Source organism: Brumimicrobium aurantiacum (genome assembly GCF_003402975.1).
Taxonomy (GTDB): domain Bacteria; phylum Bacteroidota; class Bacteroidia; order Flavobacteriales_D; family Crocinitomicaceae; genus Brumimicrobium; species Brumimicrobium aurantiacum.
The window spans coordinates 33,982-58,054 of sequence record NZ_QURB01000001.1 but is presented as its reverse complement, the minus strand read 5'-3'; the positions used below and the strand labels follow the sequence as shown (position 1 = coordinate 58,054).

Annotated in this window: 22 protein-coding genes; 9 read left to right on the top strand and 13 right to left on the bottom strand. The window is 33.9% G+C overall.

The window, feature by feature from the left end; all coding sequences use genetic code 11:
• Nucleotides 1–51 precede the first annotated feature (51 nt).
• Entirely contained in the window at nucleotides 52–267 is a 216-nt protein-coding gene (locus DXU93_RS00275; RefSeq protein ID WP_116879246.1) for an RNA-binding S4 domain-containing protein, read from the top strand.
• 234 nt (nucleotides 268–501) lie between these two features.
• Here the strand turns inward: DXU93_RS00275 and DXU93_RS00270 are convergent, their stop codons facing one another.
• Together DXU93_RS00270 and DXU93_RS00265 are read right to left on the bottom strand one after the other, a co-directional pair.
• Nucleotides 502–2,808 (bottom strand): M1 family metallopeptidase, encoded by a 2,307-nt coding sequence (locus tag DXU93_RS00270; RefSeq protein ID WP_116879245.1) that lies wholly within the window; start codon nucleotides 2,806–2,808, stop codon nucleotides 502–504.
• On the bottom strand, nucleotides 2,805–3,305 hold the full coding sequence (locus DXU93_RS00265; RefSeq protein ID WP_116879244.1) for a DUF6702 family protein: 501 nt from the start codon (nucleotides 3,303–3,305) through the stop codon (nucleotides 2,805–2,807). The genes DXU93_RS00270 and DXU93_RS00265 overlap by 4 nt, the downstream gene beginning before the upstream one ends.
• A gap of 219 nt (nucleotides 3,306–3,524) precedes the next feature.
• On the opposite strand from DXU93_RS00265, the gene DXU93_RS00260 reads away from it, so the two are divergent.
• The gene (locus DXU93_RS00260) at nucleotides 3,525–3,872 is read left to right on the top strand and encodes a hypothetical protein (RefSeq protein ID WP_123776004.1); all 348 of its coding nucleotides are present in this window, start codon (nucleotides 3,525–3,527) and stop codon (nucleotides 3,870–3,872) included.
• An 82-nt stretch (nucleotides 3,873–3,954) separates the two neighbouring features.
• Here DXU93_RS00260 and trxA read toward each other — a convergent pair whose 3' ends face one another.
• Nucleotides 3,955–4,272: a thioredoxin gene (gene trxA / locus DXU93_RS00255; RefSeq protein ID WP_116879242.1), complete on the bottom strand. Its 318-nt coding sequence runs from the start codon at nucleotides 4,270–4,272 to the stop codon at nucleotides 3,955–3,957.
• A gap of 138 nt (nucleotides 4,273–4,410) precedes the next feature.
• Complete coding sequence (locus DXU93_RS00250) at nucleotides 4,411–6,201, bottom strand: MutS-related protein (RefSeq protein ID WP_116879241.1); 1,791 nt, start codon at nucleotides 6,199–6,201, stop codon at nucleotides 4,411–4,413.
• Between the two features lie 33 nt (nucleotides 6,202–6,234).
• Between DXU93_RS00250 and DXU93_RS00245 the strand changes: the two genes are divergently transcribed.
• Complete coding sequence (locus tag DXU93_RS00245; protein ID WP_116879240.1) at nucleotides 6,235–7,152, top strand: DMT family transporter; 918 nt, start codon at nucleotides 6,235–6,237, stop codon at nucleotides 7,150–7,152.
• Between the two features lie 137 nt (nucleotides 7,153–7,289).
• Entirely contained in the window at nucleotides 7,290–7,784 is a 495-nt protein-coding gene (gene msrA / locus DXU93_RS00240) for a peptide-methionine (S)-S-oxide reductase MsrA (protein WP_116879239.1), read from the top strand.
• A gap of 36 nt (nucleotides 7,785–7,820) precedes the next feature.
• Here the strand turns inward: msrA and DXU93_RS00235 are convergent, their stop codons facing one another.
• The gene (locus tag DXU93_RS00235; RefSeq protein ID WP_116879238.1) at nucleotides 7,821–8,147 is read right to left on the bottom strand and encodes a winged helix-turn-helix transcriptional regulator; all 327 of its coding nucleotides are present in this window, start codon (nucleotides 8,145–8,147) and stop codon (nucleotides 7,821–7,823) included.
• Between the two features lie 136 nt (nucleotides 8,148–8,283).
• On the opposite strand from DXU93_RS00235, the gene DXU93_RS00230 reads away from it, so the two are divergent.
• The 4 genes from DXU93_RS00230 (at nucleotide 8,284) to DXU93_RS00215 (ending at nucleotide 12,731) form a co-directional block, all read left to right on the top strand.
• Nucleotides 8,284–9,165, top strand: a complete 882-nt coding sequence (locus DXU93_RS00230) for a YhdH/YhfP family quinone oxidoreductase (RefSeq protein ID WP_240623396.1) — start codon at nucleotides 8,284–8,286, stop codon at nucleotides 9,163–9,165.
• Nucleotides 9,166–9,336: 171 nt separating this feature from the next.
• Nucleotides 9,337–9,711, top strand: a complete 375-nt coding sequence (locus DXU93_RS00225; RefSeq protein WP_123776003.1) for a hypothetical protein — start codon at nucleotides 9,337–9,339, stop codon at nucleotides 9,709–9,711.
• Nucleotides 9,712–9,843: 132 nt separating this feature from the next.
• Nucleotides 9,844–10,653 carry a FixH family protein gene (locus DXU93_RS00220; RefSeq protein WP_116879236.1) on the top strand — a complete coding sequence of 270 codons (810 nt, stop codon included), beginning with the start codon at nucleotides 9,844–9,846 and terminating at the stop codon, nucleotides 10,651–10,653.
• A 74-nt stretch (nucleotides 10,654–10,727) separates the two neighbouring features.
• Complete coding sequence (locus DXU93_RS00215) at nucleotides 10,728–12,731, top strand: TonB-dependent receptor plug domain-containing protein (RefSeq protein WP_116879235.1); 2,004 nt, start codon at nucleotides 10,728–10,730, stop codon at nucleotides 12,729–12,731.
• 80 nt (nucleotides 12,732–12,811) lie between these two features.
• Here DXU93_RS00215 and DXU93_RS00210 read toward each other — a convergent pair whose 3' ends face one another.
• From DXU93_RS00210 to DXU93_RS00190, 5 genes are all read right to left on the bottom strand, one after another.
• Nucleotides 12,812–13,444: a superoxide dismutase family protein gene (locus tag DXU93_RS00210; protein ID WP_116879807.1), complete on the bottom strand. Its 633-nt coding sequence runs from the start codon at nucleotides 13,442–13,444 to the stop codon at nucleotides 12,812–12,814.
• A 116-nt stretch (nucleotides 13,445–13,560) separates the two neighbouring features.
• Nucleotides 13,561–14,628, bottom strand: a complete 1,068-nt coding sequence (locus DXU93_RS00205) for a hypothetical protein (RefSeq protein ID WP_116879234.1) — start codon at nucleotides 14,626–14,628, stop codon at nucleotides 13,561–13,563.
• A 149-nt stretch (nucleotides 14,629–14,777) separates the two neighbouring features.
• A complete protein-coding gene (locus DXU93_RS00200; RefSeq protein WP_116879233.1) occupies nucleotides 14,778–15,734 on the bottom strand; it encodes a PorP/SprF family type IX secretion system membrane protein in 957 nt (318 codons plus the stop codon).
• A 14-nt stretch (nucleotides 15,735–15,748) separates the two neighbouring features.
• A complete protein-coding gene (locus DXU93_RS00195; protein WP_116879232.1) occupies nucleotides 15,749–17,509 on the bottom strand; it encodes a type IX secretion system membrane protein PorP/SprF in 1,761 nt (586 codons plus the stop codon).
• Complete coding sequence (locus DXU93_RS00190) at nucleotides 17,506–17,988, bottom strand: RNA polymerase sigma factor (protein WP_165851301.1); 483 nt, start codon at nucleotides 17,986–17,988, stop codon at nucleotides 17,506–17,508. The genes DXU93_RS00195 and DXU93_RS00190 overlap by 4 nt, the downstream gene beginning before the upstream one ends.
• Nucleotides 17,989–18,302: 314 nt before the next feature.
• Here DXU93_RS00190 and DXU93_RS00185 point away from each other — a divergent pair, with 314 nt between their 5' ends.
• Nucleotides 18,303–20,069, top strand: a complete 1,767-nt coding sequence (locus DXU93_RS00185) for an AMP-dependent synthetase/ligase (RefSeq protein ID WP_116879230.1) — start codon at nucleotides 18,303–18,305, stop codon at nucleotides 20,067–20,069.
• 54 nt (nucleotides 20,070–20,123) lie between these two features.
• Here DXU93_RS00185 and DXU93_RS00180 read toward each other — a convergent pair whose 3' ends face one another.
• Genes DXU93_RS00180 through DXU93_RS00170 form a run of 3 tightly spaced genes read right to left on the bottom strand, consistent with a single transcriptional unit; the run spans nucleotide 20,124 to nucleotide 23,888 of the window.
• Complete coding sequence (locus DXU93_RS00180; protein WP_116879229.1) at nucleotides 20,124–20,462, bottom strand: hypothetical protein; 339 nt, start codon at nucleotides 20,460–20,462, stop codon at nucleotides 20,124–20,126.
• Between the two features lie 9 nt (nucleotides 20,463–20,471).
• On the bottom strand, nucleotides 20,472–22,571 hold the full coding sequence (recG, locus tag DXU93_RS00175) for an ATP-dependent DNA helicase RecG (RefSeq protein WP_116879228.1): 2,100 nt from the start codon (nucleotides 22,569–22,571) through the stop codon (nucleotides 20,472–20,474).
• 15 nt (nucleotides 22,572–22,586) lie between these two features.
• Complete coding sequence (locus DXU93_RS00170; protein ID WP_116879227.1) at nucleotides 22,587–23,888, bottom strand: Kelch repeat-containing protein; 1,302 nt, start codon at nucleotides 23,886–23,888, stop codon at nucleotides 22,587–22,589.
• Nucleotides 23,889–24,073 lie beyond the last annotated feature (185 nt).

Genomic DNA, 24,073 nt, shown 5'->3' with positions numbered 1-24,073 from the left:
CATTAAATGCCGTTTCAACACCATTGGAACGGCATTTTTTAAACCCATATTATGGAAACAATAGAATTTAACCTTGAAGGAGAATACATAGAATTAATTCAACTCTTAAAAGCACTTACCATTGCCCAAACAGGTGGTCATGCAAAGATGATTGTCGAAGATGGAGGAGTTGTAAGAGCTGGAGAAGTAGAAACTCGTAAAAGAGCCAAAATTAGAAAAGGTGAGGAGTTAGAAATTGAAGGTGCCGTAAAAGTGGTTGTTGTTTAAAGGGGGGGATTGCTATGGGTTTCAACCTACTGTAATTAATGCGTTTATCAAGGTGCAACCAGTTTGTCCTTTGCTTAAGATTTCTTTAAACATTAGGAAGTTTAAAAACTGTTTGGTTAAGCGATAACAAATGAATGTATTGATAACACTTCACTTTTAGTACAGAAACAGTGTGGAGGTGTATTAAAAGAACATCTCATCTAATGCCGAAATATTACGAAGATGTACCGAAACCTAGCGTTTACTTCTTTGCATAGGGTTTTCCTTCATCTTTTGCTCTTGGAATAACCTAAAACGCGTCGGTTCCACCTTTCTTGGCCAACTGTTGTTACTCAAATCGGTGTCTGCTGTTTCTAAAAATGGATCTAAAGTAAATCCTACAACCTCTTTTTCAAAATACAATACTTTTGAAGTTTTGTAGTTGTGTCTTCTCCAAATTTCAGCAGGAATGCGAATTACTTTGTCTGTTCCGTCAACAAACTTCGCTTGAATAATTAAAGGCATAACTAAACCTCCTTTGTTTTCAAAGTTCAATTCATAAAAGTGTAATCCGCTATTTAATAAATCGATGTCCTTTTGACTTAAATTTTTCTGTAAGGCATCAAAATCTTGCCTGTCTGCTGGTTCAATGGCGTATTCATCTTTTTCATTATAATAATCTGACAACTCTGGTTTTCTTTCTAGACGTGTTTTATTCGTGTCTGCATTATTTCTGATGTCACCAATAAATTGCGACTTGCTTTCTTTTTGTTCTTTCATCCATTGTTTTTCAATTGATGGATCTCCTGTATTCAATTGAAACCATTTTACATCAGTCATTGAGATATCTACATGATCGGTAGAGTAGAACCAACCTCTCCAAAACCAATCTAAATCAACTCCAGAAGCGTCTTCCATTGTTCTAAAGAAATCGGCTGGTGTTGGATGTTTAAAGGCCCAACGAGTTGCATAAACTTTGAATGCGTAATCAAAAAGTTCTCTTCCCATTATGGTTTCTCGAAGAATGTTTAAAGCTGTTGCTGGTTTACCATAAGCGTTGTCTCCAAACTGCCATATAGATTCTGAATTGGTCATAATCGGAGAAATAAATTCTTTGTCTCCACCCATATAATCGCTAATCATGTAAGCTGGTCCTCTTCGTGACGGGTAATTGCGTTCCCACTTTTGTTCAGCTACATATTGTAAAAATGTATTTAATCCTTCATCCATCCATGTCCATTGACGTTCGTCTGAATTAATGATCATTGGGAAAAAGTTATGTCCAACTTCGTGAATAATCACTGACATCATTCCATATTTTACCCTTGGAGAATAGGTTCCGTCTTTTTCTGGTCGTCCAAAATTGAAACAAATCATTGGATATTCCATTCCAATAGATGCTGCGTGAACTGAAATAGCAACGGGGTAAGGATAAGGAATTGTATGGTCAGAGTAGACTTCTAAGGTATGTGCTACAACTTCAGTTGAATATTGCTCCCATAATGGGTTTCCTTCTTTTGGGTAAAGTGACATCGCCAAAACTGTTTTGTCTTCAATTTTAACCGGCATAACATCCCAAATGAATTTTCTAGAGGAAGCAAAAGCAAAATCTCTTACGTTTTCAGCTTCGAAATGCCATGTTTTTTTTGATTTAGCTCTACTTTTTTCATTTTCGGTAGCTTCATCCTGAGTGATAATGAGTGTAGGCTTTGAAAAGTCTTCTTTAGCTTTTGCTAAACGCTCTCTTTGTTTACTAGATAAAACTTGTGACTCATTTTGTAAAACACCAGTAGCAGTTACCACATGGTCGCTTGGAACTTTGATTTTAACATCATAGTCTCCAAAGGGTAAAGAAAATTCTCCTCGTCCTAAAAATTGTTTGTTTTGCCAGCCTTCCACATCGTTGTAAACACACATTCTTGGGAAGAATTTCGCAATTGTATAAAGGTAGTTATCATCTTCCGGAAAGTATTCGTAGCCAGCACGACCACCAATTTTCATTCTGTCGTTGATGTTATACCACCATTTTAGATCAAAACTGATTGTTTTTCCAGGTTGAAGTGGTTCTTCCAAATCAATACGCAACATTGTCTTGTTGATTGCGTATTCCATGTCCTCGCCATTCGTAGCTTTAATGGATTCAATTTTATATCCACCATCAAACTCAAACATTTTTTTATGAACCTTTGATAAGGTATTGAAATCCTCCATGCGCTCAACACGAATCAGTTTAGAATCAGAATCCATTGCACGAACATTCTGATCCAATTGCAACCATAAATATTCTAATTGGTCTGGAGAATTGTTTTCATAGGTAATTCTTTCTTTACCTTCTATGCTTTGTTTTTCATCGTTAAGCTCAATTTCAATTTTGTAATTTGCACGTTGTTGATAATATTCATGTCCTGGCGCTCCAGCTGCAGTTCTGTATACATTAGGAGTTGGTAATTCTTGTTTAAGTTGTCTAAACTTATTTTTGTTAATGTTTTCAGGATTAACATGTCCCTGACCAAAAACAAAAAGTGTACTGAATGCTAAAACAACTGTAATTATATTTCTCATAGTGCAACGGTTCTATTAAAACGAGTATTGATAAAAGTGACAAATTTCTTTCCTTCAGGTGTGAATAAGGTAAGCTTATTTTGTTGTAAAGGAAAAAAGTCCATCAATAAATTATATTGAATATCTATATTTTCAGGTTTTTCAATCTTTGAAGAAGTAAGGAAGAAAACAACTTGATCATTGTCATTAATATCCATCCCAACAATGTTTAAAGTGATTTCACGGTCTTCAACTAGAATTTTAAATCCTTCTTTAATTTCATTTTGAATGATGTTGAGGTAAATAGGATTGTCTTTACAATCTTCTAATTTCGGAATATTGATTTCTTTGTCTTTAAGATAAGCCTCGAAATCATGTCCAGTCACTTCTAATGATATTTCAAATTTTTTAGCGCTATCATTGTATTGCATTTCTGCAAATGAAAAATAAAATTCATGTGCCTGTGATTGAAACGCTAACAAAAATATAAATGAAAGGAAGAAAAGCTTTAGTTTCATATTGTGCTCGAAATTACTTAAAAAATGCTAAATATAAAAGAAGGGTTGAAGGAAACTATATTTAGTTTAAGGAGTAATATTTGAATCCTATTTTTAGAACTAAACTTAACTGTCACTTTTTAAATGATTCAATTTTTATAATAGTTTTCATCCGTGAAAATTGATTGGCATTATTATCAATTGTAGTATATTTAGAGTGTAAACATGAATTATAATCAGATGAAAAAAAATAAATTGCTACTTGGTGTTTTAGGATTAGCTGCTTTAGGGCTCACAAGCTGTTCAAAATGTAATGATGATGATCCTTTGGCGAGAATTGCAAATAACGGAACGTCAACAGCAAATCTTCAAATTACAGCTTCGAATGGGGATGTTGTTTCTATAACAGAATTGGAAAAAGGAACTATTTCTTCTGAAAAGGTGTATTCTGTTGGAACAACAATTTTAAATGGGACCATTGAAAATGAACAAATTTCTGACACTTTCGAATTGTCAACATGTACTGCTTATGACATTACCATCAATAGCGATAATGAAATTGTTTTGTTCTCCCAGACAGTTGAATAAAAAGGTTTTCCAAAAAAGTTTAAGACAAAAAAAATCCTCGTTATTGACAACGAGGATTTTTTTATAATATCTAGATTAATGCTTACAAAATAGCATCTAATTTTCCCGTTAATTGTTCTTTAGGAACAGCTCCGATTGATTTGTCAGCAACTTCACCATCTTTAATGAATAATACTGTTGGGATATTACGTACACCAAACTTAGCCGATACTCCAGGATTTGCATCTACATCAACCTTACCAACGATTGCTTTACCGTCATATTCACCGTGCATTTCGTCGATAATTGGCCCGATTAATCTACATGGTCCACACCATTCTGCCCAGAAATCAATTAAAACTGGTTTGTCTGATTTCATTACTACTTCGTCAAAATTTGCATCTGTTATTTCTACTGCCATTTTCTCTTTTTTATATGGTTATTTTCTATTCTATTTTTTAAACAGTTTATAAATATAAATGTTCAACTCGAATTTATCAAACTTTTTGCCAATTCTAATTTGTAGACAAATTGGCATAAATTCAATGTTTTTGAAATTTTAATTGTCTATAAGTCCCATTTTACGGAGTAAGAAGCTTGCATTCATGTTTTTTGCCACTCCGTTACGAATACAATAATCAAAGGAAATATCATCACCATTAATTTCCGTATCAAAATACTTGTTGATCACACTTGTATACACATTTGCCAACTGAGTTAATGATAAATCATGAGTTGCAATAATTCCTCTCGCTTCTAATTGATTAAGTTTTTGAAGGAAACGTGCAGAACCTTCTTCTTTGTCTTTAGAATTTGTTCCTTTTAAAATTTCATCAAGAATGATAAACACTTTTTCCCCTCTTTCAATGGCGTCAACAATAAATCTTAAACGCAATAATTCTGCATGGAAATATGAGGTTTCATCTTTCAAATCATCACTTGTACGCATACTTGAATACAATTTCATATCTGGAAACTCAAATTTTTCTGCCATGACATGAAAACCAGCTCTTGCAATCATTAAATTTATTCCTATACTTCTTAAAAAAGTACTTTTTCCTGCCATGTTAGGTCCTGTAACAATTGCAAACTGTTCTGCAGAGGATAGATTGAAATCGTTGCGAACCAGTTTCCTTGTTGGAATTATTGGATGACCGAGCTGAGTTAAAGTGATTGCTCCTTTTAAGTCAGAATGTAATTTTGGCGTAGTAGTGAACTTCTTGAAATTATATCTGTAATTTGCTCCACTGATTAATGCTTCCATTTCATAGACAATCTTTTCCCATTCTTGTACTTGTGATGAATAATTGTTATTCCATTGCTCCATTTTGATCAACAATCTAAAATCCCAAGCCAAATAAAAGTTTAATAGAATAGCCACCAAAATGTTATTTCTGTATTCGGCATTCTTCACAAGCTTCGAAAGTTCTGTTAAGCCTTGTTTTGCATTTTTGTCAGTATGAAATAACTTCTTCTTGTATTCAGTCATTAATTCAGAAGTAAAATCCTCTTTTTCCATGATGGTTAACTGATTGCGCATGGCTTCAATTCTTTGTCCAACTTTCGAAAGTGATTGATGTAAGGCGTTTGTTGTTTTTAAAGACTGACGAACAGGAATAAATAAAAGAATGAATCCTATTGAAAAATACAAACCAGAAATAAAATCATTCAAATAGGCAATACTCAAAAGTAAAGCGACAACTGGATAAATGAATATCAAAGCTTTCATCCATGACTTTGAAGGATGTTTTTCTTTGACCAACTCTTCTATACTCACCTCCGTTGCTTCTTTTTCTAAAGTTCTTCCGTGCGCTAAATACCCTTGATACCATTCTTTTTTATTAGTTAATTCGTCAACAGCTTCAGCACTTTTTGAAGGATTTTCAACACCATTTAAAAGACGATTAACCAGTGCTTTTTCACCTTTCTTTGTTACAGTTCTATTGAACAATTGAAAAAAACTACTGTCTCCAAAAACATCCATGTCATAACTAAACGGGTGCTGTGGATCGATATATTCTTGACCATTATCGAAGCTCGAAAAATCATGTTGACTTCCTTTAATTTCATTTTCGTTAATCTCAATTAATGCTTTGATGTAATTTAATTGCTCTTTGTTTTCAGCACTTTTTCTAACAAAAACTAAAAACAAAACAACTGTAGCGATAATTCCTAATGCCGAATATCCACCATAAGGATATGTGAAATAAGCCAAGATACCAATCGATAAAAACGAAAGTAGCCTAACTACAACCCATATTCTAGCACGTTGGGTATATTTTTTCTCTTCTACACTTAGCTTTGCTATTTGTTGGTTATAAAATTCGGTTGAATAATTCTCTTTTGCCATTTCTCTGTTAACTCTAATTATATCTTTGCGCCCATGAATAAGGGAATACTTTATATGATTTTGTCTGGACTTTGTTACATTATAGTAAATGTCCTCGTGAAAATTCTTGGACAAGGTCCAGATCAAGAAATCATATCCGGTTTACAAAAATACCCAATCCCTGAGATAATCCTATTTAGATCCATCATAACATTTTCGATTTGTTTAGCGGTAATTAAACAAAAAGGTCTTCCGCTTTTGGGTAATAACAAGAAGTGGCTGGTGATTAGAGGAATTTCAGGAACCATTGCGCTAACCTTGTATTTTTACACCTTAAATAATTTACCCATTGCAATTGCAGCTACAATACAGTATTTAAGTCCTATTTTTACCGTTTTGTTGGCTATATTTATATTGAAAGAGAAAGTAAAACCAATACAAGGACTCTTTTTTCTCTTGGCATTTTTAGGAATTGTATGCATTAGTTTTTCTAAATCTTTAAGTGAAGAAGCTCAGATTTCTCAAATTGATCCTTGGTGGATTGTGGTTGGTGTATTTTCTGCAGCTTTTGCTGGAATGGCGTATAATGCAATTGCAAAATGCCGTACAACTGATGCTCCGATAACTGTAGTGTTTTATTTTCCGATCATCGCAATTCCAGTAATGGCTATTCTCACCGCTTTTGATTATGTTGTTCCACAAGGAAAAGAATGGGGAATCATTTTGGTGATTGGTGTATTTACGCATATTGCACAAATCTTTGCGGCTAAATCTTTACACTTGGCCAATACCGCAACAGTAACTCCTTTCAAATATCTAGGTTCCATCTATGCTTTTGTCTTGGGACTTTTCTTATTTGATGAAGTCATTTCTCTTTATGCCATTGCAGGAATGCTCTTGATTATTGTCGGGGTATTAGGGAACACTATGGTGAGGAGTCGGATGTTGAGAAAGGAACGTTTGCAAAAATGATATTGTCTTATTTATTTTTATAGTGTTTCTTTGAATCTCAGCAATGGGGACTGTTTCAATTTTTAAACAATTCTAAGCTGCTTTGTGTTAAGTATTTTCAAGAATTTTTTGTAAAATCGTAAAAAGATTGTGATCAAATGGAGAATATAAAGAAAGCATATATAGCAGGAGGTTGTTTTTGGGGAATGGAAGAATTATTTCGTGTTCGTCCAGGTATTGTTGACACAGAAGTTGGTTATATAGGAGGGGAGAATCAGAATCCTACTTATAGAAATCATCCTGGACACGCTGAAGGTATTGAAATTTCTTATGATGCAACACAAACTTCATTTGAAGAAATATTGGATTACTTCTTTAGAATACATAATCCTACAACTGTTGACAGACAAGGAAATGATATTGGATCTAGTTATCGCTCAGCTATTTTTTATCAAAACGAGGAAGAACTAGAAATAGCCAAAAAGGTAATCAAGATTGTGAATGATTCAAATAAATGGGAAGGTGAAGTAGCGACCACTTTAGAGCCATTTTCACCATTTTGGGCTGCTGAACCAGAGCACCAAGATTACTTGCAAAAGCATCCAAATGGTTATACGTGTCACTTTGAAAGGTTCGACAGTAGTTTTATTTAAACAAATGAATTGATGGTGACCTTTGAGTACAAAAGGTTAACCATCAACTTCGTCGATTGACTTTTCAAATAAAATACCTCCTTTAAACATCGATTTTAAAACTGGATGTATTTCTGTCCCAAGATCTGATAAACTATATTCTACTCTAGGAGGTACCTCAGGGAATACTGTTCTTGTAATTAATCCATCAGCTTCTAATTCTTTCAGTTGTTTCGAAAGCATACGTTCACTGATATCTGTTAATAATTTTGCTAATTCACTATACCTTTTATCACCTTGAAAAAGATGCAAAATAATTGTTGCTTTCCTTTTTCCTTTCACCACATTGATAAATGTATCGATCGGACAGTAACTTTTTTTCATTTTTTTTCTTCAGTTTAAACGGTGTAAATACTAAAAACAGCACAAAATGTTCATTTTAGAACTTTTTGTAAGGTATTGATTAGCAGTGTTTTTATTTATGTGTTTGTATGAAAGTAAACATTTAAAACAAATTCACATGAAAGGTAACAACAAGACTTTTAGAGCATATCGCGTTGAAAACATAAACGATCAATTTGTAGGAGAAGTAAAAGAATTGAAATTTAGAGCCTTAGAAAATAATGAGGTGCTTATTAAAATACATTTCAGTTCTTTAAACTATAAAGATGCATTATCCGCTTCAGGAAATAAAGGGGTGACAAGAAATTTTCCTCATACCCCAGGAATCGATGCTGTAGGTGTAATCGAGGAATCTAATAATGATGAATTTAATGTTGGAGAAGAAGTCATCGTTACAAGTTATGACTTAGGAATGAATACGGATGGTGGCTTCGCTGAATATGTTTATGTTCCTGGTGATTTGGTTGTAAAACTTCCTACTAAAATGTCTATGAAAGAAGCCATGATTATAGGTACAGCAGGATTAACTGCTGGTATGTCAGTGTTGAGATTGAGTGAGTTCATACAGCCTGACGCCGGTAAAATTGTTGTTTCTGGTGCGACAGGTGGTGTTGGCGCATTAAGTGTCGCACTTTTAAGTTGTTTAGGTTATTCTGTAATTGCAATAAGTGGAAAGGAAACTGAACAAGATTACCTTTATGCTTTGGGTGCAAAAGAGATTATGTCAAGAAAGGAGGTAGAAGACTTTGCTAAAAAGCCATTATTGAAACCATTGTTTGCTGGAGCAATTGATACGGTAGGAGGAGTTATTTTAGAAAATATCATTAAATCAACAAATTCTTTGGGAGTGGTAACAAGTTGTGGAAACGTTGCTTCACCAAAATTAGAGTTAACCGTGTTCCCTTTTATCTTAAGAGGTATTAATTTAATAGGAATTGATTCTCAAAACTATCCAATGAAATACAGGAAAGAGGTTTGGAGAAAGCTATCAGATGAATGAAAACCATACGAACTAGAGGAACGCTGTAATGAAATTAAATTTAATGAGATTGATCGTAAACTTGAGTTAATGTTACAAGGTAAGATGAAAGGAAGAACTGTATTAACTGTTTTAAGTTAATACGTTGATTTTTTAAGTGAATTCTGACTTTTGTCTTATCTTTGCGTTTCAATGCAAAGATTGATATCCATATCGCTTTTGACAATTATATTGAGTTATTCATTTAATCAACTCGGTATTTTTGTTGAGTATGTTATGGATATTGAACGTTTTACGGAGCTTTATTGTGAAAATAAAGATAAACCAAAAATGAAATGTAATGGTAAATGTCACCTTGCAGATCAATTGGCCGAAAACGAGGAGAAAAAACAGAATAAAGAAATTCAAACTACTCCTGAAATCATTCTTTTTGTGAAAGAACTAAAATTCGAAGTAAAACATGAAAAAGGTTTTGCTGTTGAACTTGATAATTCTTTCTATTACAAAAATAAGCTTACCGAAGGTGTTCAGTCTAACATTTTTCATCCCCCACAACTTTTTATTTAATGTTTAACCATTCTGTTTAAAGTAGTTTTGTACTGCTCTAAATGGTCAATTAATATTATTAAAAATCGTAATCGACGCAAATTAAATTTATAGTGCGTTTGGTTATACTTTACATTATTTTAAAAGTTTAAAATGAAAAAAATATTTTTATTCTCGTTAATGAGTTCGTTCCTATTTGTATCCTGTAAAAAAGATGAAGAAAAAAATACATCAGAAGATTCTTCAAATGGAGGTTCTACTCCAGCCGAACAATATAAATTAATTGATAGTGAAAACGCTGCAAATGATTTGATAATCGAATTGTATGCTGATTCTGAAATGATTGAAGTTGGTTATACGCCAATCTATGTTAAAGTAAAAGATTTAAATGGTGATGCCGTTTCAAATGCAACTGTTGAATTGATGCCAATGATGGACATGGGAATGATGCAACACAGTAGTCCTTTGGAACAACCTAATTATAACTCAACTTCTAAATACTATGAAGGAATGGTCATTTTTACAATGCCATCAGGAATGAATAGTTGGACACTGGATGTAATGGCAAATGGAGAAAGTGTAACTTTTGACATAGAAGTAAATGATAGTCCTGCTAATACAAAATATGTAGGTTCTTACACAGGAACAGATGGTGAAAGCTATATTGTTTCTTTAGTTAAACCTAATGATTGGGCTGTTGGAATGAACGATGTTTCGTTCATGGTACACAAGAATGAATCTATGATGTCTTATGTTCCAATGGATAACTTTACAATGGAAATGGGTCCACAAATGACTTCAATGGGACATGGTTCACCAAATAATATTTCTCCATCAAATCAAGGTAATGGTTATTACCAAGGAGAAGTAAACTTTACAATGACGGGTGACTGGAGATTAAACCTTGACTTGGTTGAATCAAATGATACTATCGTTTCTGCGAACATCGACATCTTGTTCTAAACCAACTATTCTAAAATACTACAGACTTTACTTAGTGCATTGCAGTGAGTAAAGTCTGTTTTAAAGAAAAACACATGAAAAAAATAGTATTTATTGGTGCTTTATGTGCCTTGAGTAGTTATGGTTTTTCTCAAGATGATACTTTACGTTCAACTCAAAACTTTAAAGAAGTTCAAATACAAGGTGAATTTAAAGTTGGAGATATAGATTCATCATCAAATCTTCAAAATTCAATAGATCATTTATTGTCAACAACTCCTGGAATCACAATGATAAAAAGGGGGAATTATGCTTTGGAACCTACCATAAGAGGACTAAATGCAGGTCAAATAAATGTTACCATAGATGGAATGCAAATGTTTGGGGCGTGTACTGACAGGATGGATCCAATAAGTTCGTATGTAGAGCCAACAAATCTTGAGAAAATTAAATTGAACACCACTCCAAACGGAGATCAATCTGGAAGTTCAATCGGAGGAGAAATTGACTTTTCATTAATGAAAGCCAAAATAGGAGCCTCAAAAAAGATAAGTGGAAAAGTGGGTGCTGGATATCAAACCAACGCCAATAACATTCAAACTTTAGGTACAGTGCAATACAGTGCCAAAAAGTGGGCGTTATTGGTGAATGGAATATACCGTAAAGCAGATAACTATTACGCTGCCAATAGAAAAGAAATTCGCTTCTCTCAGTTTGAAAAATGGAATGCTGGAGCAAATCTTGCTGTGGCTTTAAATAAAAACAATAAGATTTATCTCGACTATATTCAGGATGAAGGTTATGATATCGGTTATCCTGCTCTAACAATGGATGTTGGATTTGCGAAAGCTTATATTTCAGCCTTTACCCATAAATATGAGAATAAACTGAATAAGTTTAGAAGTTTAGAGACTAAATTGTTTTTTAACTATGTTAACCATACTATGGATGACACAAAACGTCCAGAAGAATTAGTTCCTATGCACATGGATATGCCAGGTACTTCAAGAACTTTTGGTGGATTCAGTAAGGCGAAATTTTTGTTGAGTCCAAAGCATATTTTGAATGTTAAATTAAATGCATATCAAAATGATTTACATGCTGAAATGACAATGTATCCTGACTTTGGTTCTGAAATGTTTATGCTAACTATACCAGATGGTGTGAGAAGAACTGCAGGAATTAATGTTTCTGACACATGGTTTGTGAACTCAAAGTTGAAATTGACTTACGGTGCTAGGGCAGAAGTAAACGCTTCAGATATCACCACTGAAATCGGAGAACAAACATTGACGAGTTTTTACAATGGTGATGCAGCACAAGTGAGGTACTCAGGGAATGTTTTTGCTCAAGCAGATTATTCCTTTACAAGAAAAGTAGCTGTTTTTGGAGGGGTGAATTATGCACAAAGACCGCCTTCGCTCCAAGAAACTTATGGATTCTACCTGTTCAATAGAGTTGATAATCATGATTATATTGGAAATCCAGATATTATGAATGAAACTTCTATCAATACGAATATAGGTATAGAATTGAAGTACTCAAAAGTAGCTGTTACTTTGAAAGGGTTTGCCAATTATTTTTCGAATTATATCATCGGAATGGTACTACCTTCATATTCTAACATGACGATTGGTGCAGATGGTGTAAAACAATATACTAACATCGATAATGCTTTGTTGACTGGAGGAGAATTAACTTTAAATTGGAAACCAGTAGATAATATCACTGTGAATTCAGTGAATAGTTATTCTTTTGGAACAGATGATCAAGGAGGATATTTACCGTACATTCCACCTTTTAAGTCGATCAATTCTATTCAGTATAATTACAAAATGTGGTCTGTAAAAGTAGAGCATATTGGTGCAATGGCTCAAAATAATGTAAGTACAGAGCGCTATGGTGAAGGAACTACTCCGGCATTTAATATTATGAACTTTTCTGTTCACAAGCATTTCAAATTGAAAAAAGACAAAGCTATTCATGCTCAGTTTGATATTCAAAATATTTTTGATACTCCATATTATGAGCATCTTGATGTTCTGAAAATTCAGCGTCAGGGAATTAATTTCGTGTTTAAAACAACTTTTGTTTTTTAATTACTTATAGTTGATAAGAAATAAAAAAAGCTCCCTAAATCAATCAAGATTATTCTAGGGAGCTTTTTTATCGTCTAATTTTATTTCTCAGTATATCCTGATATTTCAGCGCAACCAACTCTCGTTCCTGCGTCTCCAGTAGGCTGCGTTTCAAAATCATCACCACCTTGGTGTACAATTACCGCTCTACCAACAATGTTTTTGGTTGTATCATCACAACCTATACACCATTCATCAGTTTCGAAATTTACTGTGGCTGTTCCATCTTCATCTACGTCAAAGTTTCCTATATCTCCTTTGTGATATCCTTCTTTGTCACCCCATTTACCATGTTGTTCATCAGTTGGATTCCAATGTCCTCCTGCGGATTTTCCATCTGCTGATGAACAATTCGCTGTTTGGTGTAGATGTATTGCGTGTTTTCCAGGGTTCATTCCAGAAAAATTCGCTTTCATTACAACTTGATCACCGTCTTCTCTGAATGTTATTTTACCTGTTGCTTGACTCTCACTTTTTGAATTTAATGACGTTTCAATCATTCTGTATTTTTCTTCATTTGAACTACTTGACTTACTGTCATTGTCAGTTATCATTGAAGTTGTGTCTGTTTTATTACCTCCGTTTTCGTCTACCTTTACAACATCATTTCCACAACTTGAAGTAAGTAATCCAAGTGTTGCTAATGATAATGCGTATGTTTTCCAATTGCTCATAATATCTGTTGTTTTTTTTGATAAATTAAGCCTTAAAGCTAGATAAATCAAATCATTGATATTAAAAAAAGTTAATCGCAAACATTGTGAAAGACTGAGTCTTGAAAAGGATTTTATTATGATTTCCCTTTATAGTTTGCTTTCCCTGGAAATTTTTTAGGTTTAGGTTTACCGAGCATTAATGACAAATGAGATTTCAGTATTCTCCCCATGTGTTTGTATTTTGAAAAACGTTTGGTATCGTGATACGCATTTAAATCTTGTGCCAGAGAAGCAATTTTTTCTGGCGTCGACAATTCTTGATATAGCATCGAGTCTAATAATCGATTTAAGCGTGCCAATGCAAGTTTGTAACGTCGTTTCATTAAGGTTCGCTCCTCATATTTATATTGTTCTACTGTTTCAGGAGTAAGGAGTTCTATACAGAAATCAATAATTTTATTATTCTCTTTATAGTATTGTGGCTTGTAATGATTTTTTCTTCCTTCGTATGCCGTCTGATCAAAGTCAATTGGTCGGACACGGTATTGTTCTTTATCAAAATCGGGTGTTACAGCAACTACATAATTGTAAGAACGCATATCACCAAGTAACATTACAAAACAACGTTCGTTGAATTTTACAAATTCTTTGGCCATTCCGGTTGGGTAAAAGTTTGGAGAGTCCATATAGCTACCCATAAATTGATCTCCCGGTATTCCCGCGATATGAGCTTCAACCAAGGTATTTCCATCTACCATATAATCCATTCTGTTTGGAGAAAGAATGTGTTCTAATTCCAAACCATAAACTCTTGAGGCATCAGCTTTTTTGACATAGAAATAATCGTGATGGTCATTGAGTCGGTTTACAATCTTAATTCTGAAAGGATTTGAATTTCCGAATAAACAATAATCAATCGCGCCTACAGTTAAGTGACTAATAATTTCGGTGTCACCATCAGTTTTTAGTTCAGCATAAATCTCTTTTAAACCATTGAGTATTTCCTCTTGGGTTCCCATGTCATAAATCACACTTTCCCAATAGGTGTTCTCCCCATTTGCATCATAAACAGGACTACTGTCGTTCCAACGTAACATATCTTCATATGTTAACGACAAACTATCTTCACGTCCATACTTTCGTAAGTACTTTCGCAGTCCTTGATTGATGGGGAAAGGTGGCTTCTTTTTGGAGATATCCATTTAAAAATTACTTTGATTATAAATTGTGGTGAATCTCAAATATACATAGAATTTCTATAGAATAAAATAGTAAAGGGGTTTCATATCGATGAAACCCCTTTACATTTAAACAAATAAAGTAGTGTTAAACCTTAAAATAAACTACTACTCTAAAAAGAAGGACAAGAAATTGTTCTAAAGCTTGGTTTTTTAACCTTACAAGATAAGTCTAATCCTAATGATATTTCATGTGAACCTCCAGACACACCGTTGTTCAATGCAGATACCGTAACATCATAACTGTATCCTACCTTAAATTTTCCTGTATTTACTCCAGCTGATAAAATAAATGCATCTCTAGAACGGAACCATGCACCAGCTGTTAATGCACCATATTGTACATATGTTCCCAATAATGTTTCCATAAATCCTTGTTGATATTGGAAAATCATATTAGGCATAATAGATACATTGTTGTTGTATTTTGAACTTGAACCAAGAGGGATTTTAGCTCCTGCATGTCCAGTAAAACGGATAGGCATTCTACTTTGACCAATTATCATTGATTCATCAGGCATGTTTAAGTGATGTGCAGATACTCCAAAGAAAAACTGCTCAGTAAATCCAACCATTCCTGCTGACACATCAAAAAATCCTCTCGAACCACCTCTTGGCACATCTCCAGTAGCATATATAAAACCTCTACGTGGGTCAATCATATCACCAAAAGTTAAACGATCCCAATCCAATGATTTTTGATTCCAAGTTGCTTTCCCGGCAAACATCATTGTGAATTTACGGTTTACCTTTAAGTGATAGTTGTAAATCAAACTTAAAGTGGTGTGGTTAATTGTTCCTTTTCCTTGCTGGTCATGCGTCATTATAACACCAATTCCGCCATTCATTCCTTTGATGTATTGATCATAAGAAGCTGAATATGTAACATAAGATCCCGAAAGGGCTGGCCATTGATTTCTGTAGTTTACAGCAAATCGTGGACAACCATGACTACCCGCAAATGCAGGGTTTAAATAGATTGGATTCGCATAAAATTGCGAAAATTGTGGGTCTTGTGCATAGCTTTCTCCAATGAAGAAAAACATAAATATGATGAGTAATTTTTTCATAATTTCTGTGGATCTTAAAGTTTTAAAAATTTGGCTGCATATCTACTAGGCTTTAGCAGTACACGAACCGATAATTGGTGTGATAATATTTGTTTGTTAAGAAGTCTACTCTGTGTATAATCAACATTGTAGTTAATGTTTAATCTATTGAATGTTGTACCTAGCGTTCCAGCCCAATCTAATTCATCATTTGCGGCAACACCCAAGTGTAACCATTCGTAACGTATGTTTGTACCTAGCCAAAATTCTTCTAAATTGCCGTACTTTTGGTACAATCCATATCCGCTTAATTTTAATTCTTTAGTTCGTGCAGCATATTCCGTTCCTATTATTGCTGTATAGTAGATGTCAGACTTATATTCTTTATGGATATCACTCGAAAAATAATTGTTGTTATGACGTCCTATGTTATCTGCATTAAATCCTGCATAAAAACTTTTGGTGTTGATCATAAAACCAAGTCCAAGGTCTCTATACCATAATTGAGATCCATTCGCTACTTCTTGTTCATCAAATAAAGGCACAACATTATTTCTATTTACCTCAATCGAATTACCAATAATTTCAGACTCTTGATTTAAATTGATAACTCCCATTTTGAAATTAATCGCAGGTTCAAATGACACTTTCTTATTAATTGAAAACTTAGGAGAGTAGGTAATTGCTGCTGAATAATTATTCAATTCATTGTTTTTGTAATTGTTGTAATTTACTTCAACACCTAGGCCTCCTCGAATGGCGTAGATATATCCGTCCCAAGATAAAGTGTTTAGCAATTGACTGTTTTCGCTATCTGTCCATTGTGAGCGTGAAGTTGCTTGAATTCTATTTCCAGGAGCATTTCCAACCATTGCAAAATTAGCTTTATAACCAGTCATCATCGGTGCATGGAAATAAGGTGTTTTTGTGTTTTGTAAGGCCAATGGGTAATCTGCCATTCTTTTGATCTTACGTAAAGTCTTGTTGATAGACTTTTTTAAACTCGATTGTTTTGCTAAAGAACTATTTTGACCACTTTTTCTTGTTGTATTCTGTGCTATTTTTTCAATTGAAGTTGAACCTTGTCCTTTGTCTATCCTTTTGGTTAAGTAATTGGTGATTTTTTCTAAATCATTGGTACGAACTTCAGCATTTAATTCCTCGTTGTACGCGAATTCATCAATGATTAAATCTTTAGATATTGTCTTGTAAAACTCATCGAAATTAGGTTTGTCTGATTGCTTTTTATCAGTTAAATTCTTCTTTAGCTCACTTTTAGAAGAACTTTTATTTATAGCCGAATTAAATGTCGTGGATTCAACAATAGATGAACTTAAATTTGTCTTTTTGAAATTGTTATTGATGTTTTCCGATGTGGTGTGGTGCTGACTGTCATTTTCATCATCCTGATCTTGTGATTGATTTCGTTGCGCAAATAAAAACTCCGTCTCTTCATCTGTTTCAATTATTTTTGCATCAATATTAGTCTGTACATATAATGGTGAAACTGGAATTACTGAATAACCTAGCCAGATAGAAATTAATGCTAAAAACGAAACAAATGCGAGTGGGATTGGTCGTAACAATACAGGGGCCTTTTTTATAAGAGGAGCTGTATTTACAGAAGTATTCACAGGTGCTTTAACCTTAGATGATTCCCAAATGTTTAATTCAGACATCAACTCCGGATGAAGCTCCAGAAAACTCATAAGTTGATTTTCTTGAGATGCAGTAAGGTTGCCCTCTGTATACTCAAAAAACCAACGGTCTATATTTTCAAAATTTGGATTACTCATTGAATTAATGTTAAATCGCCTAACTGTTTTTTAATTTTTTTTCGCGCTCTATAGAGGTAGACTTTAACTTGGCTATCTGAAATCTCTAAAATTTCTCCAATCTCGTCATAACTATAACCTTCCAAATCTCTTAAAAGAATAATGCTTCTTTGAAGTGGTGGAAGAAGAGAAAGTGCCAAATCAATAATTTCTTGATTTTCAAAACTATTGTCGGTTTTTGTTTCCTCTGGAATCTTGTCTGTATTATAAACAGTACGTTGTTTCCTCTTTGTGAAGTTGATTAATGTATTGTGACCTGTTCTAAACATCCAGGCTTTACATTTCTCAAATTCCACTTTCTTCTTGTTTTTCCACAATTTTTCAAAAACATCTTGAACAATATCCTGCGAATCCTCACTATTTCTAAGGAAGCTAAAAACATATCCGAATAAATTCGAAGCATGCTTTTCAACAGCGATATTATATTCTTTACGATTCAAAAAGTGTGCATTTAACAGTAAAACAATTTAACAAGGGTAAAAGTTACACCCCTATTCAATTATTTTCTAAATTAAGTAATTTTTGTTAAACCCTTGTATTTCTTTCTGTTTAAATATAAAGTTGGACTTCAGCCATGAATTTAATTTCCATAAACGTATAAATTATCTTAATTTTTAGTAGATTTAAACAAGAATTAGACAGATTGTTGGAGATATTTTGTTCGATAATAATAACTAGCCTTTAGCGAAAACGAACAATATCAAAGGAAAGTCACCAACTTCATCTTTTATTTCTATTTATAAAATCATAAATTATGGAAAAACAACAAAGACTATTTGATATACCTTATTACCAGCTTCAACATTTCCCCCAAGACACAATGTTCTCGACCAAAAGGAATGGAAAGTGGGATGCGGTTAGTACGCAAGAATTTTTAGACAAAGCCAATTTAATTTCAAGAGGATTGATTGCCCTTGGTGTTGAAGCTGGTGAAAAAATTGCTTTGGTATCATCAAATCGTGTGGAGTGGAATATTATGGATATTGGAATCCAACAAGTAGGTGCGATAGGTGTACCTATTTATCCAAATATTTCAACCAAAGATTATAAATATATTTTTGGAGATGCTGACATCAAAATGTGTGTTACTGGTGATGAGGAATTATATTCAAAAATTACTAGCATAAAAGATGAGCTTCCAAATTTGAAAAGAATTTACTGCTTTGATGAGGTTAAAGGTGCAAATCACTGGACAGAAATAAGTGATGAAGCTGAAAAGGTGGATATCGCAGAGGTTGAAAAAAGAAAGTCGGTGATTAAAAATGGTGATTTAGCTACGATGATTTATACTTCTGGAACAACTGGAAATCCTAAAGGTGTAATGTTGTCTCACAATAACATTCTTTCGAATGTATATGGAAGTTATCCTTCTATTCCTGGTGATTCTAATAGTAGATCGTTGAGCTTCTTACCTGTATGTCACGTATACGAAAGAATGCTTCACTACCTCTACATGCGAGCAGGATTTTCAATTCATTTTGCAGAAAGTTTAGATACGATAGGAGAGAACATTAAAGAAGTTCGTCCGCATGTATTTACGGCTGTTCCTCGTTTAATTGAAAAGGTTTATGAGAAAATTATTTCCAAAGGAGATGAACTATCTGGAATTAAAAAAGCACTTTTCTTCTGGGCAGTTTCTATAGGAGAAGAGTTTGAACAAGAAGGGAAATCAGCTTGGTATAAATTTAAATTGAAGATTGCCCGTAAGCTGATCTTCTCTAAATGGAAAGAAGCACTTGGAGGAGAGGTTTTAGCCATTGCGTCAGGAGCAGCGGCATTACAACCTCGTTTGTCAAGAATATTCTTAGCAGCTGAAATACCGATTTTAGAAGGTTATGGTTTAACAGAAACATCTCCAGTAATATCAGTGAATTGTTTGAAAAAAGGAATTGAATTTGGTACAGTTGGACCGGTCCTTGATAATGTTGAAGTGAAGTTTGCAGAGGATGGTGAAATTATTGTCCGTGGACCTAATGTAATGATGGGATATTATAATCAGCCTGAAAAAACAGCAGAAGTATTAACTGATGATGGTTGGTTCCATACTGGTGATATAGGAGAAATGATTGATGGAAAATTCTTGAAAATTACCGACCGTAAAAAAGAGATTTTTAAAACTTCAGGAGGAAAATATATTATTCCTCAAATGATGGAGAATAAATTCAAAGAATCTCGATTCATCCAGCAAATTATGGTTATTGGAGAAGGGCAAAAACACCCTGCAGCTTTAGTAATTCCATCTTATGACTTCTTGAGGGAATGGGCGGATAGAAAAGGTATTTCCGTTGGAAAAACCAATAAAGAATTGGTAGAACATCCTGCAATTATTGATCGAATTCACCAAGAAATAGAAGAGTACAATAAGTTGTTTGGAAACTTTGAGAAGATTAAGAAAGTAGAACTGTTAGAGGAAGAATTCTCAGTGGAGAATGGTGAAATCACTCCAACATTGAAGTTTAAACGAAAGAAAATATTGGAAATTCACAAAGATAAAGTGAATAAGATTTATAATATTTCGTAATCAAAAGGAAAATAAAATGGAAAGGGACTTACAATTGTGAGTCCCTTTTTCTTTTTATTCTTTTACCATATGAATAACAATTGTAGCTTGATGATATTTAGGAAACCATGTTCCGGGTTCAAACTTAAATTTTGAGACGTGGTTTACTGCTTTGAGTTTTGCAGGTGTACTTCTAACGGTTGTATTATTCTCATCAACCTTTTTGGAAGTTATATTTCCGAGGGCGTCTACTGAAATGTCTATGGTGATCAGTCCTTCTACATGTCCTGTTATTTTGTATGAGAGTTCCTTCGTGAGTTTTCTGTTGTCATTTACAACATCACCGCTTATTTGAGCAAAAGCAGGTGCTGTAAAGAGCAATAAGAAAAGTGTAATAATGTTTATCTTCTTCATAATTCTAAATTAAGAAATTTTACTCCAATTTGGTTTTGATTTTAATTGTCTTTTTACTTCTTGACGCAAAAGACGATGCTTTTCTAGTTTTATTTTTGGGTCTTCGTTCAAAATTGTTTTTGCGGCATCACGTGCCAAACTCAATACCTGACCATCCGTGGCTAAATTAGCCAAGTTTAAATTTAAAATTCCACTTTGTTGGGTTCCCATAATATCTCCAGGGCCTCGTATTTCTAAATCTACTTCTGCTATTTTGAAGCCATCATTAGTTGATACCATTGTCTGAACTCTCTTCTTTCCTTCTTGAGATAGTTTTTCCCCTGTCATCAATATACAGTATGACTTTTCGGCACCACGACCAACTCTTCCCCTTAATTGATGAAGTTGCGACAATCCAAATCTTTCTGTACTTTCAATAATCATTACAGATGCATTTGGAACATTTACTCCTACTTCAATTACAGTCGTTGCCACCATGATGTTCGTGTTTCCTTTCGCAAACTGATCCATTTCAAATGCTTTGTCTTCAGGTTTCATTTGGCCATGAACAATACTAATTTGGTAATCCGGTCGAGGAAATGACCGCGATATAGACTCGTATCCTTCCATTAGGTTATTGTAATCCAAAGTCTCTGACTCCTGAATTAGTGGATAGACAATATAAATTTGTCTTCCTAATGCAATTTCTTTTTTGATCAATTCAAATACCTTTAAACGACTCTTCTCGAAAAAATGCATGGTAGTTATTGGTTTTCTACCAGGAGGAAGTTCATCAATCACAGAAACATCCAAATCACCATAAAAAGTCATTGCTAATGTTCTTGGAATAGGTGTCGCTGTCATGACCAAAATATGGGGAGGCTTTGTATTCTTCTTCCATAATCTAGCCCTTTGAGCAACTCCAAAACGATGTTGTTCATCGATGACAACCAATCCTAAATTATGAAAGTTTACAGTGGGTTCTAACAAAGCGTGTGTACCAATTAAAATATGTATTTCACCTTTTTCTAGGGCTTCAAAGAGTACTTTTCGCTCAGATTTCTTAGTTGAGCCTGTAAGTAATGCAACATTAATTGCTAATGGTTCTAATAGTTCTGCAATGGTTTTATAGTGTTGTTGAGCCAATATTTCTGTTGGAGCCATTAGTGCCGATTGAAAACCATTTCCAATACCAAATAACATGCTCAATAAGGCAACAAGTGTTTTTCCACTTCCAACATCACCTTGCAAAAGTCTATTCATGTGAATTCCTTTTCTTAAATCTTTTCTGATTTCCTTTACTACTCGCTTCTGAGCATTGGTAAGTTCAAATGGTATGTGATTTTGATAAAACTCATCAAAATAAGGACCTGTTTGTTCAAACTTAAATCCTTTCGTTTTTTCGGTGTTGGCATTTTTACGGAGCAATAATTCCAACTGTAAGAAGAATAATTCCTCAAATTTTATTCTGAACTGCGCTTTTTGAACATCCTCAGCCTTGCGTGGAACATGAATGTGATAATAAGCTTCCTCTCTTGAAATTAAATTATATTGTTCTAGAATCTCTTTGGGTAAAATCTCATTGATTTGTCCTTTTGTTGTTGAGGCAAGTTGATAAGTTAAACGTTCAATTCCCTTCGAATGTAGTCCCTTTTTAGTTAGTTTTTCAGTACTGTTGTAAACTGCTTGTAATCCTTTTTCTTGGGCAACTTGTTCAAAAGGGGTGATTTCAGGATGGGCAATATTCCATTTACTACCAAAACGAGTTGGCTTACCATAAACTCTGAAAAGTACGCCAGGAGTTAGCTTGTTTTTAATCCACTTGGCACCTTTAAACCATACTAAATCTATGACTCCAGACTGGTCACGGAAACTAGCTTGTAATCTTTTGCCTCGTCCTGTTCCCATTTCACGAACTCCCATTATTGTTCCTTTCAATTGAACGGATTGTCCTTCGTAATTTGGGAGCTCTCTAATGTTTACATAGTTTGATCTATTCACATAACGAAAAGGAAAATAGTTTAATAAATCCCATAACTTATCGATTTTAGCTTCAGAACGGAGCAAACTACCTCTTTCGGTACCTACACCTTTTAAATATTCGATAGGAGTATTGACTAAGTAATCCATCTGTTGAAACGCTGCTTATTGATTGATTTTTTTGATTAGAATCGGCAAATTTATTTTGTCATCGAAAGTAAACAATAGCATACCACCTTGCAAAGTTGATTTTTCTATAATTAAATCCGCTAGTTGTTTTTTCGAACTAAAAAGTGTTCTTCCTTGGATGTCATAAACTGTAACTTCACCAACGTTTTCTGTAATTACCTTGAAGTTACTATCTTCAGAATACACTTCAAAATATGGTGGTGTTATCGCTTGATCAATATTAGAGAGATCGGGATTGTGTAGTAAATAAGTTTCATTAGACGCTTTCAAACTGTCAATTCCGCCAGCAATGATCCAATTACCTCCACCAATTTTCGCAATACCCCTAAGATCCATAACTCTATTTTGTTCATTAAATAAATTGGATTGTTGTTGGGTTTGAAAATTAATCTCAAATATTCGTGAATTCGAGTAAACAGTGTCATTCGTGTAGTATTCTATAGCATTATAATTGTAGGCTTCTTGCGTTCCCCCAATCCAAAAAACAGAATAGTTATGACCTGAACAAGCGCTTCTATATATAGGAAGACCGCTGTTAATATTGATAATTGACCAGTCAATTTGTGTTGGATTATTGGGGTCAATAACGCCTTTCCTTAAGAAGTTGGTCGTTTCAAAATTGGGAGCGTCTTTTACACCTCCGAAATAAAAAATAGTGTCACCTAATATATAACCTGAAGCACCAAAGCTTTTAAATTCTGAAGTGTTTGGAGTTGACTCACCGAGTGTCCAAGTATTCGTATATGGGTTATAAATTTGAACTGCTGGAGAGTTTGAAGTATTGCTCCATCCTGTAACAACATATATAAGGCTGTCTTTCCAAACGGCTTGAACATGATCGTCTATGGGAATTGGTAAATTTGTTCCATTCGGTTCAAATTCATCATTCAAAGGGTTGTAAATATGGACTTTTTCTGAACTGGTTTCATCTCCATTGGCTTCCACATGATATCCGCCTATCAAATAGATTTTACCATTTACGAAGCTTGCAGCACTTCCGATTTTTCCCAGTGTATCTGGAATAGGATCCATTTCACTCCAAATGTCCTGACTCACATTGTATTTGAATACACGTTGATGTATATCTTGATGTGTTAAGGAATCGGTAATTCCACCAAAACTATAAGCAAATTTTCCATTCGGTGTTGATGCTTCAACAAGTGCATTATTTGAAGTTGGAATGGGCAGATCAGCCAATTGAGTCCACGTCCAACTCCCTTGTGCTTTCATTACAAAGGGAATAAGAATGAGTGAAATAAGTAAAACCAATTGTTTCATTCTACGAATTTAATGAATTTAATGCAGAGATAGATATTTCTTTTTTTGCTTTCAAGATAACTTTCACAAAGTCTAAAGTTAAAGTAATTTTTATGTAAACTTTCAGTGGCATGTTTTAGAACTGTTAAGAAATTCTTTTTTCTTTTGAAAAGCTGCTTTTATCGTTAGATTTGTTTTAGACTAAA

What these genes read in the sequence shown, in the direction of transcription:
- DXU93_RS00275 (WP_116879246.1), top strand. Translation starts at nt 52, where the DNA reads ATGGAAACAATAGAATTTAACCTTGAAGGAGAATACATAGAATTAATT.
- DXU93_RS00270 (WP_116879245.1), bottom strand. Translation starts at nt 2,808, where the DNA reads ATGAGAAATATAATTACAGTTGTTTTAGCATTCAGTACACTTTTTGTT.
- DXU93_RS00265 (WP_116879244.1), bottom strand. Translation starts at nt 3,305, where the DNA reads ATGAAACTAAAGCTTTTCTTCCTTTCATTTATATTTTTGTTAGCGTTT.
- DXU93_RS00260 (WP_123776004.1), top strand. Translation starts at nt 3,525, where the DNA reads ATGAAAAAAAATAAATTGCTACTTGGTGTTTTAGGATTAGCTGCTTTA.
- trxA (WP_116879242.1), bottom strand. Translation starts at nt 4,272, where the DNA reads ATGGCAGTAGAAATAACAGATGCAAATTTTGACGAAGTAGTAATGAAA.
- DXU93_RS00250 (WP_116879241.1), bottom strand. Translation starts at nt 6,201, where the DNA reads ATGGCAAAAGAGAATTATTCAACCGAATTTTATAACCAACAAATAGCA.
- DXU93_RS00245 (WP_116879240.1), top strand. Translation starts at nt 6,235, where the DNA reads ATGAATAAGGGAATACTTTATATGATTTTGTCTGGACTTTGTTACATT.
- msrA (WP_116879239.1), top strand. Translation starts at nt 7,290, where the DNA reads ATGGAGAATATAAAGAAAGCATATATAGCAGGAGGTTGTTTTTGGGGA.
- DXU93_RS00235 (WP_116879238.1), bottom strand. Translation starts at nt 8,147, where the DNA reads ATGAAAAAAAGTTACTGTCCGATCGATACATTTATCAATGTGGTGAAA.
- DXU93_RS00230 (WP_240623396.1), top strand. Translation starts at nt 8,284, where the DNA reads ATGAAAGGTAACAACAAGACTTTTAGAGCATATCGCGTTGAAAACATA.
- DXU93_RS00225 (WP_123776003.1), top strand. Translation starts at nt 9,337, where the DNA reads ATGCAAAGATTGATATCCATATCGCTTTTGACAATTATATTGAGTTAT.
- DXU93_RS00220 (WP_116879236.1), top strand. Translation starts at nt 9,844, where the DNA reads ATGAAAAAAATATTTTTATTCTCGTTAATGAGTTCGTTCCTATTTGTA.
- DXU93_RS00215 (WP_116879235.1), top strand. Translation starts at nt 10,728, where the DNA reads ATGAAAAAAATAGTATTTATTGGTGCTTTATGTGCCTTGAGTAGTTAT.
- DXU93_RS00210 (WP_116879807.1), bottom strand. Translation starts at nt 13,444, where the DNA reads ATGAGCAATTGGAAAACATACGCATTATCATTAGCAACACTTGGATTA.
- DXU93_RS00205 (WP_116879234.1), bottom strand. Translation starts at nt 14,628, where the DNA reads ATGGATATCTCCAAAAAGAAGCCACCTTTCCCCATCAATCAAGGACTG.
- DXU93_RS00200 (WP_116879233.1), bottom strand. Translation starts at nt 15,734, where the DNA reads ATGAAAAAATTACTCATCATATTTATGTTTTTCTTCATTGGAGAAAGC.
- DXU93_RS00195 (WP_116879232.1), bottom strand. Translation starts at nt 17,509, where the DNA reads ATGAGTAATCCAAATTTTGAAAATATAGACCGTTGGTTTTTTGAGTAT.
- DXU93_RS00185 (WP_116879230.1), top strand. Translation starts at nt 18,303, where the DNA reads ATGGAAAAACAACAAAGACTATTTGATATACCTTATTACCAGCTTCAA.
- DXU93_RS00180 (WP_116879229.1), bottom strand. Translation starts at nt 20,462, where the DNA reads ATGAAGAAGATAAACATTATTACACTTTTCTTATTGCTCTTTACAGCA.
- recG (WP_116879228.1), bottom strand. Translation starts at nt 22,571, where the DNA reads ATGGATTACTTAGTCAATACTCCTATCGAATATTTAAAAGGTGTAGGT.
- DXU93_RS00170 (WP_116879227.1), bottom strand. Translation starts at nt 23,888, where the DNA reads ATGAAACAATTGGTTTTACTTATTTCACTCATTCTTATTCCCTTTGTA.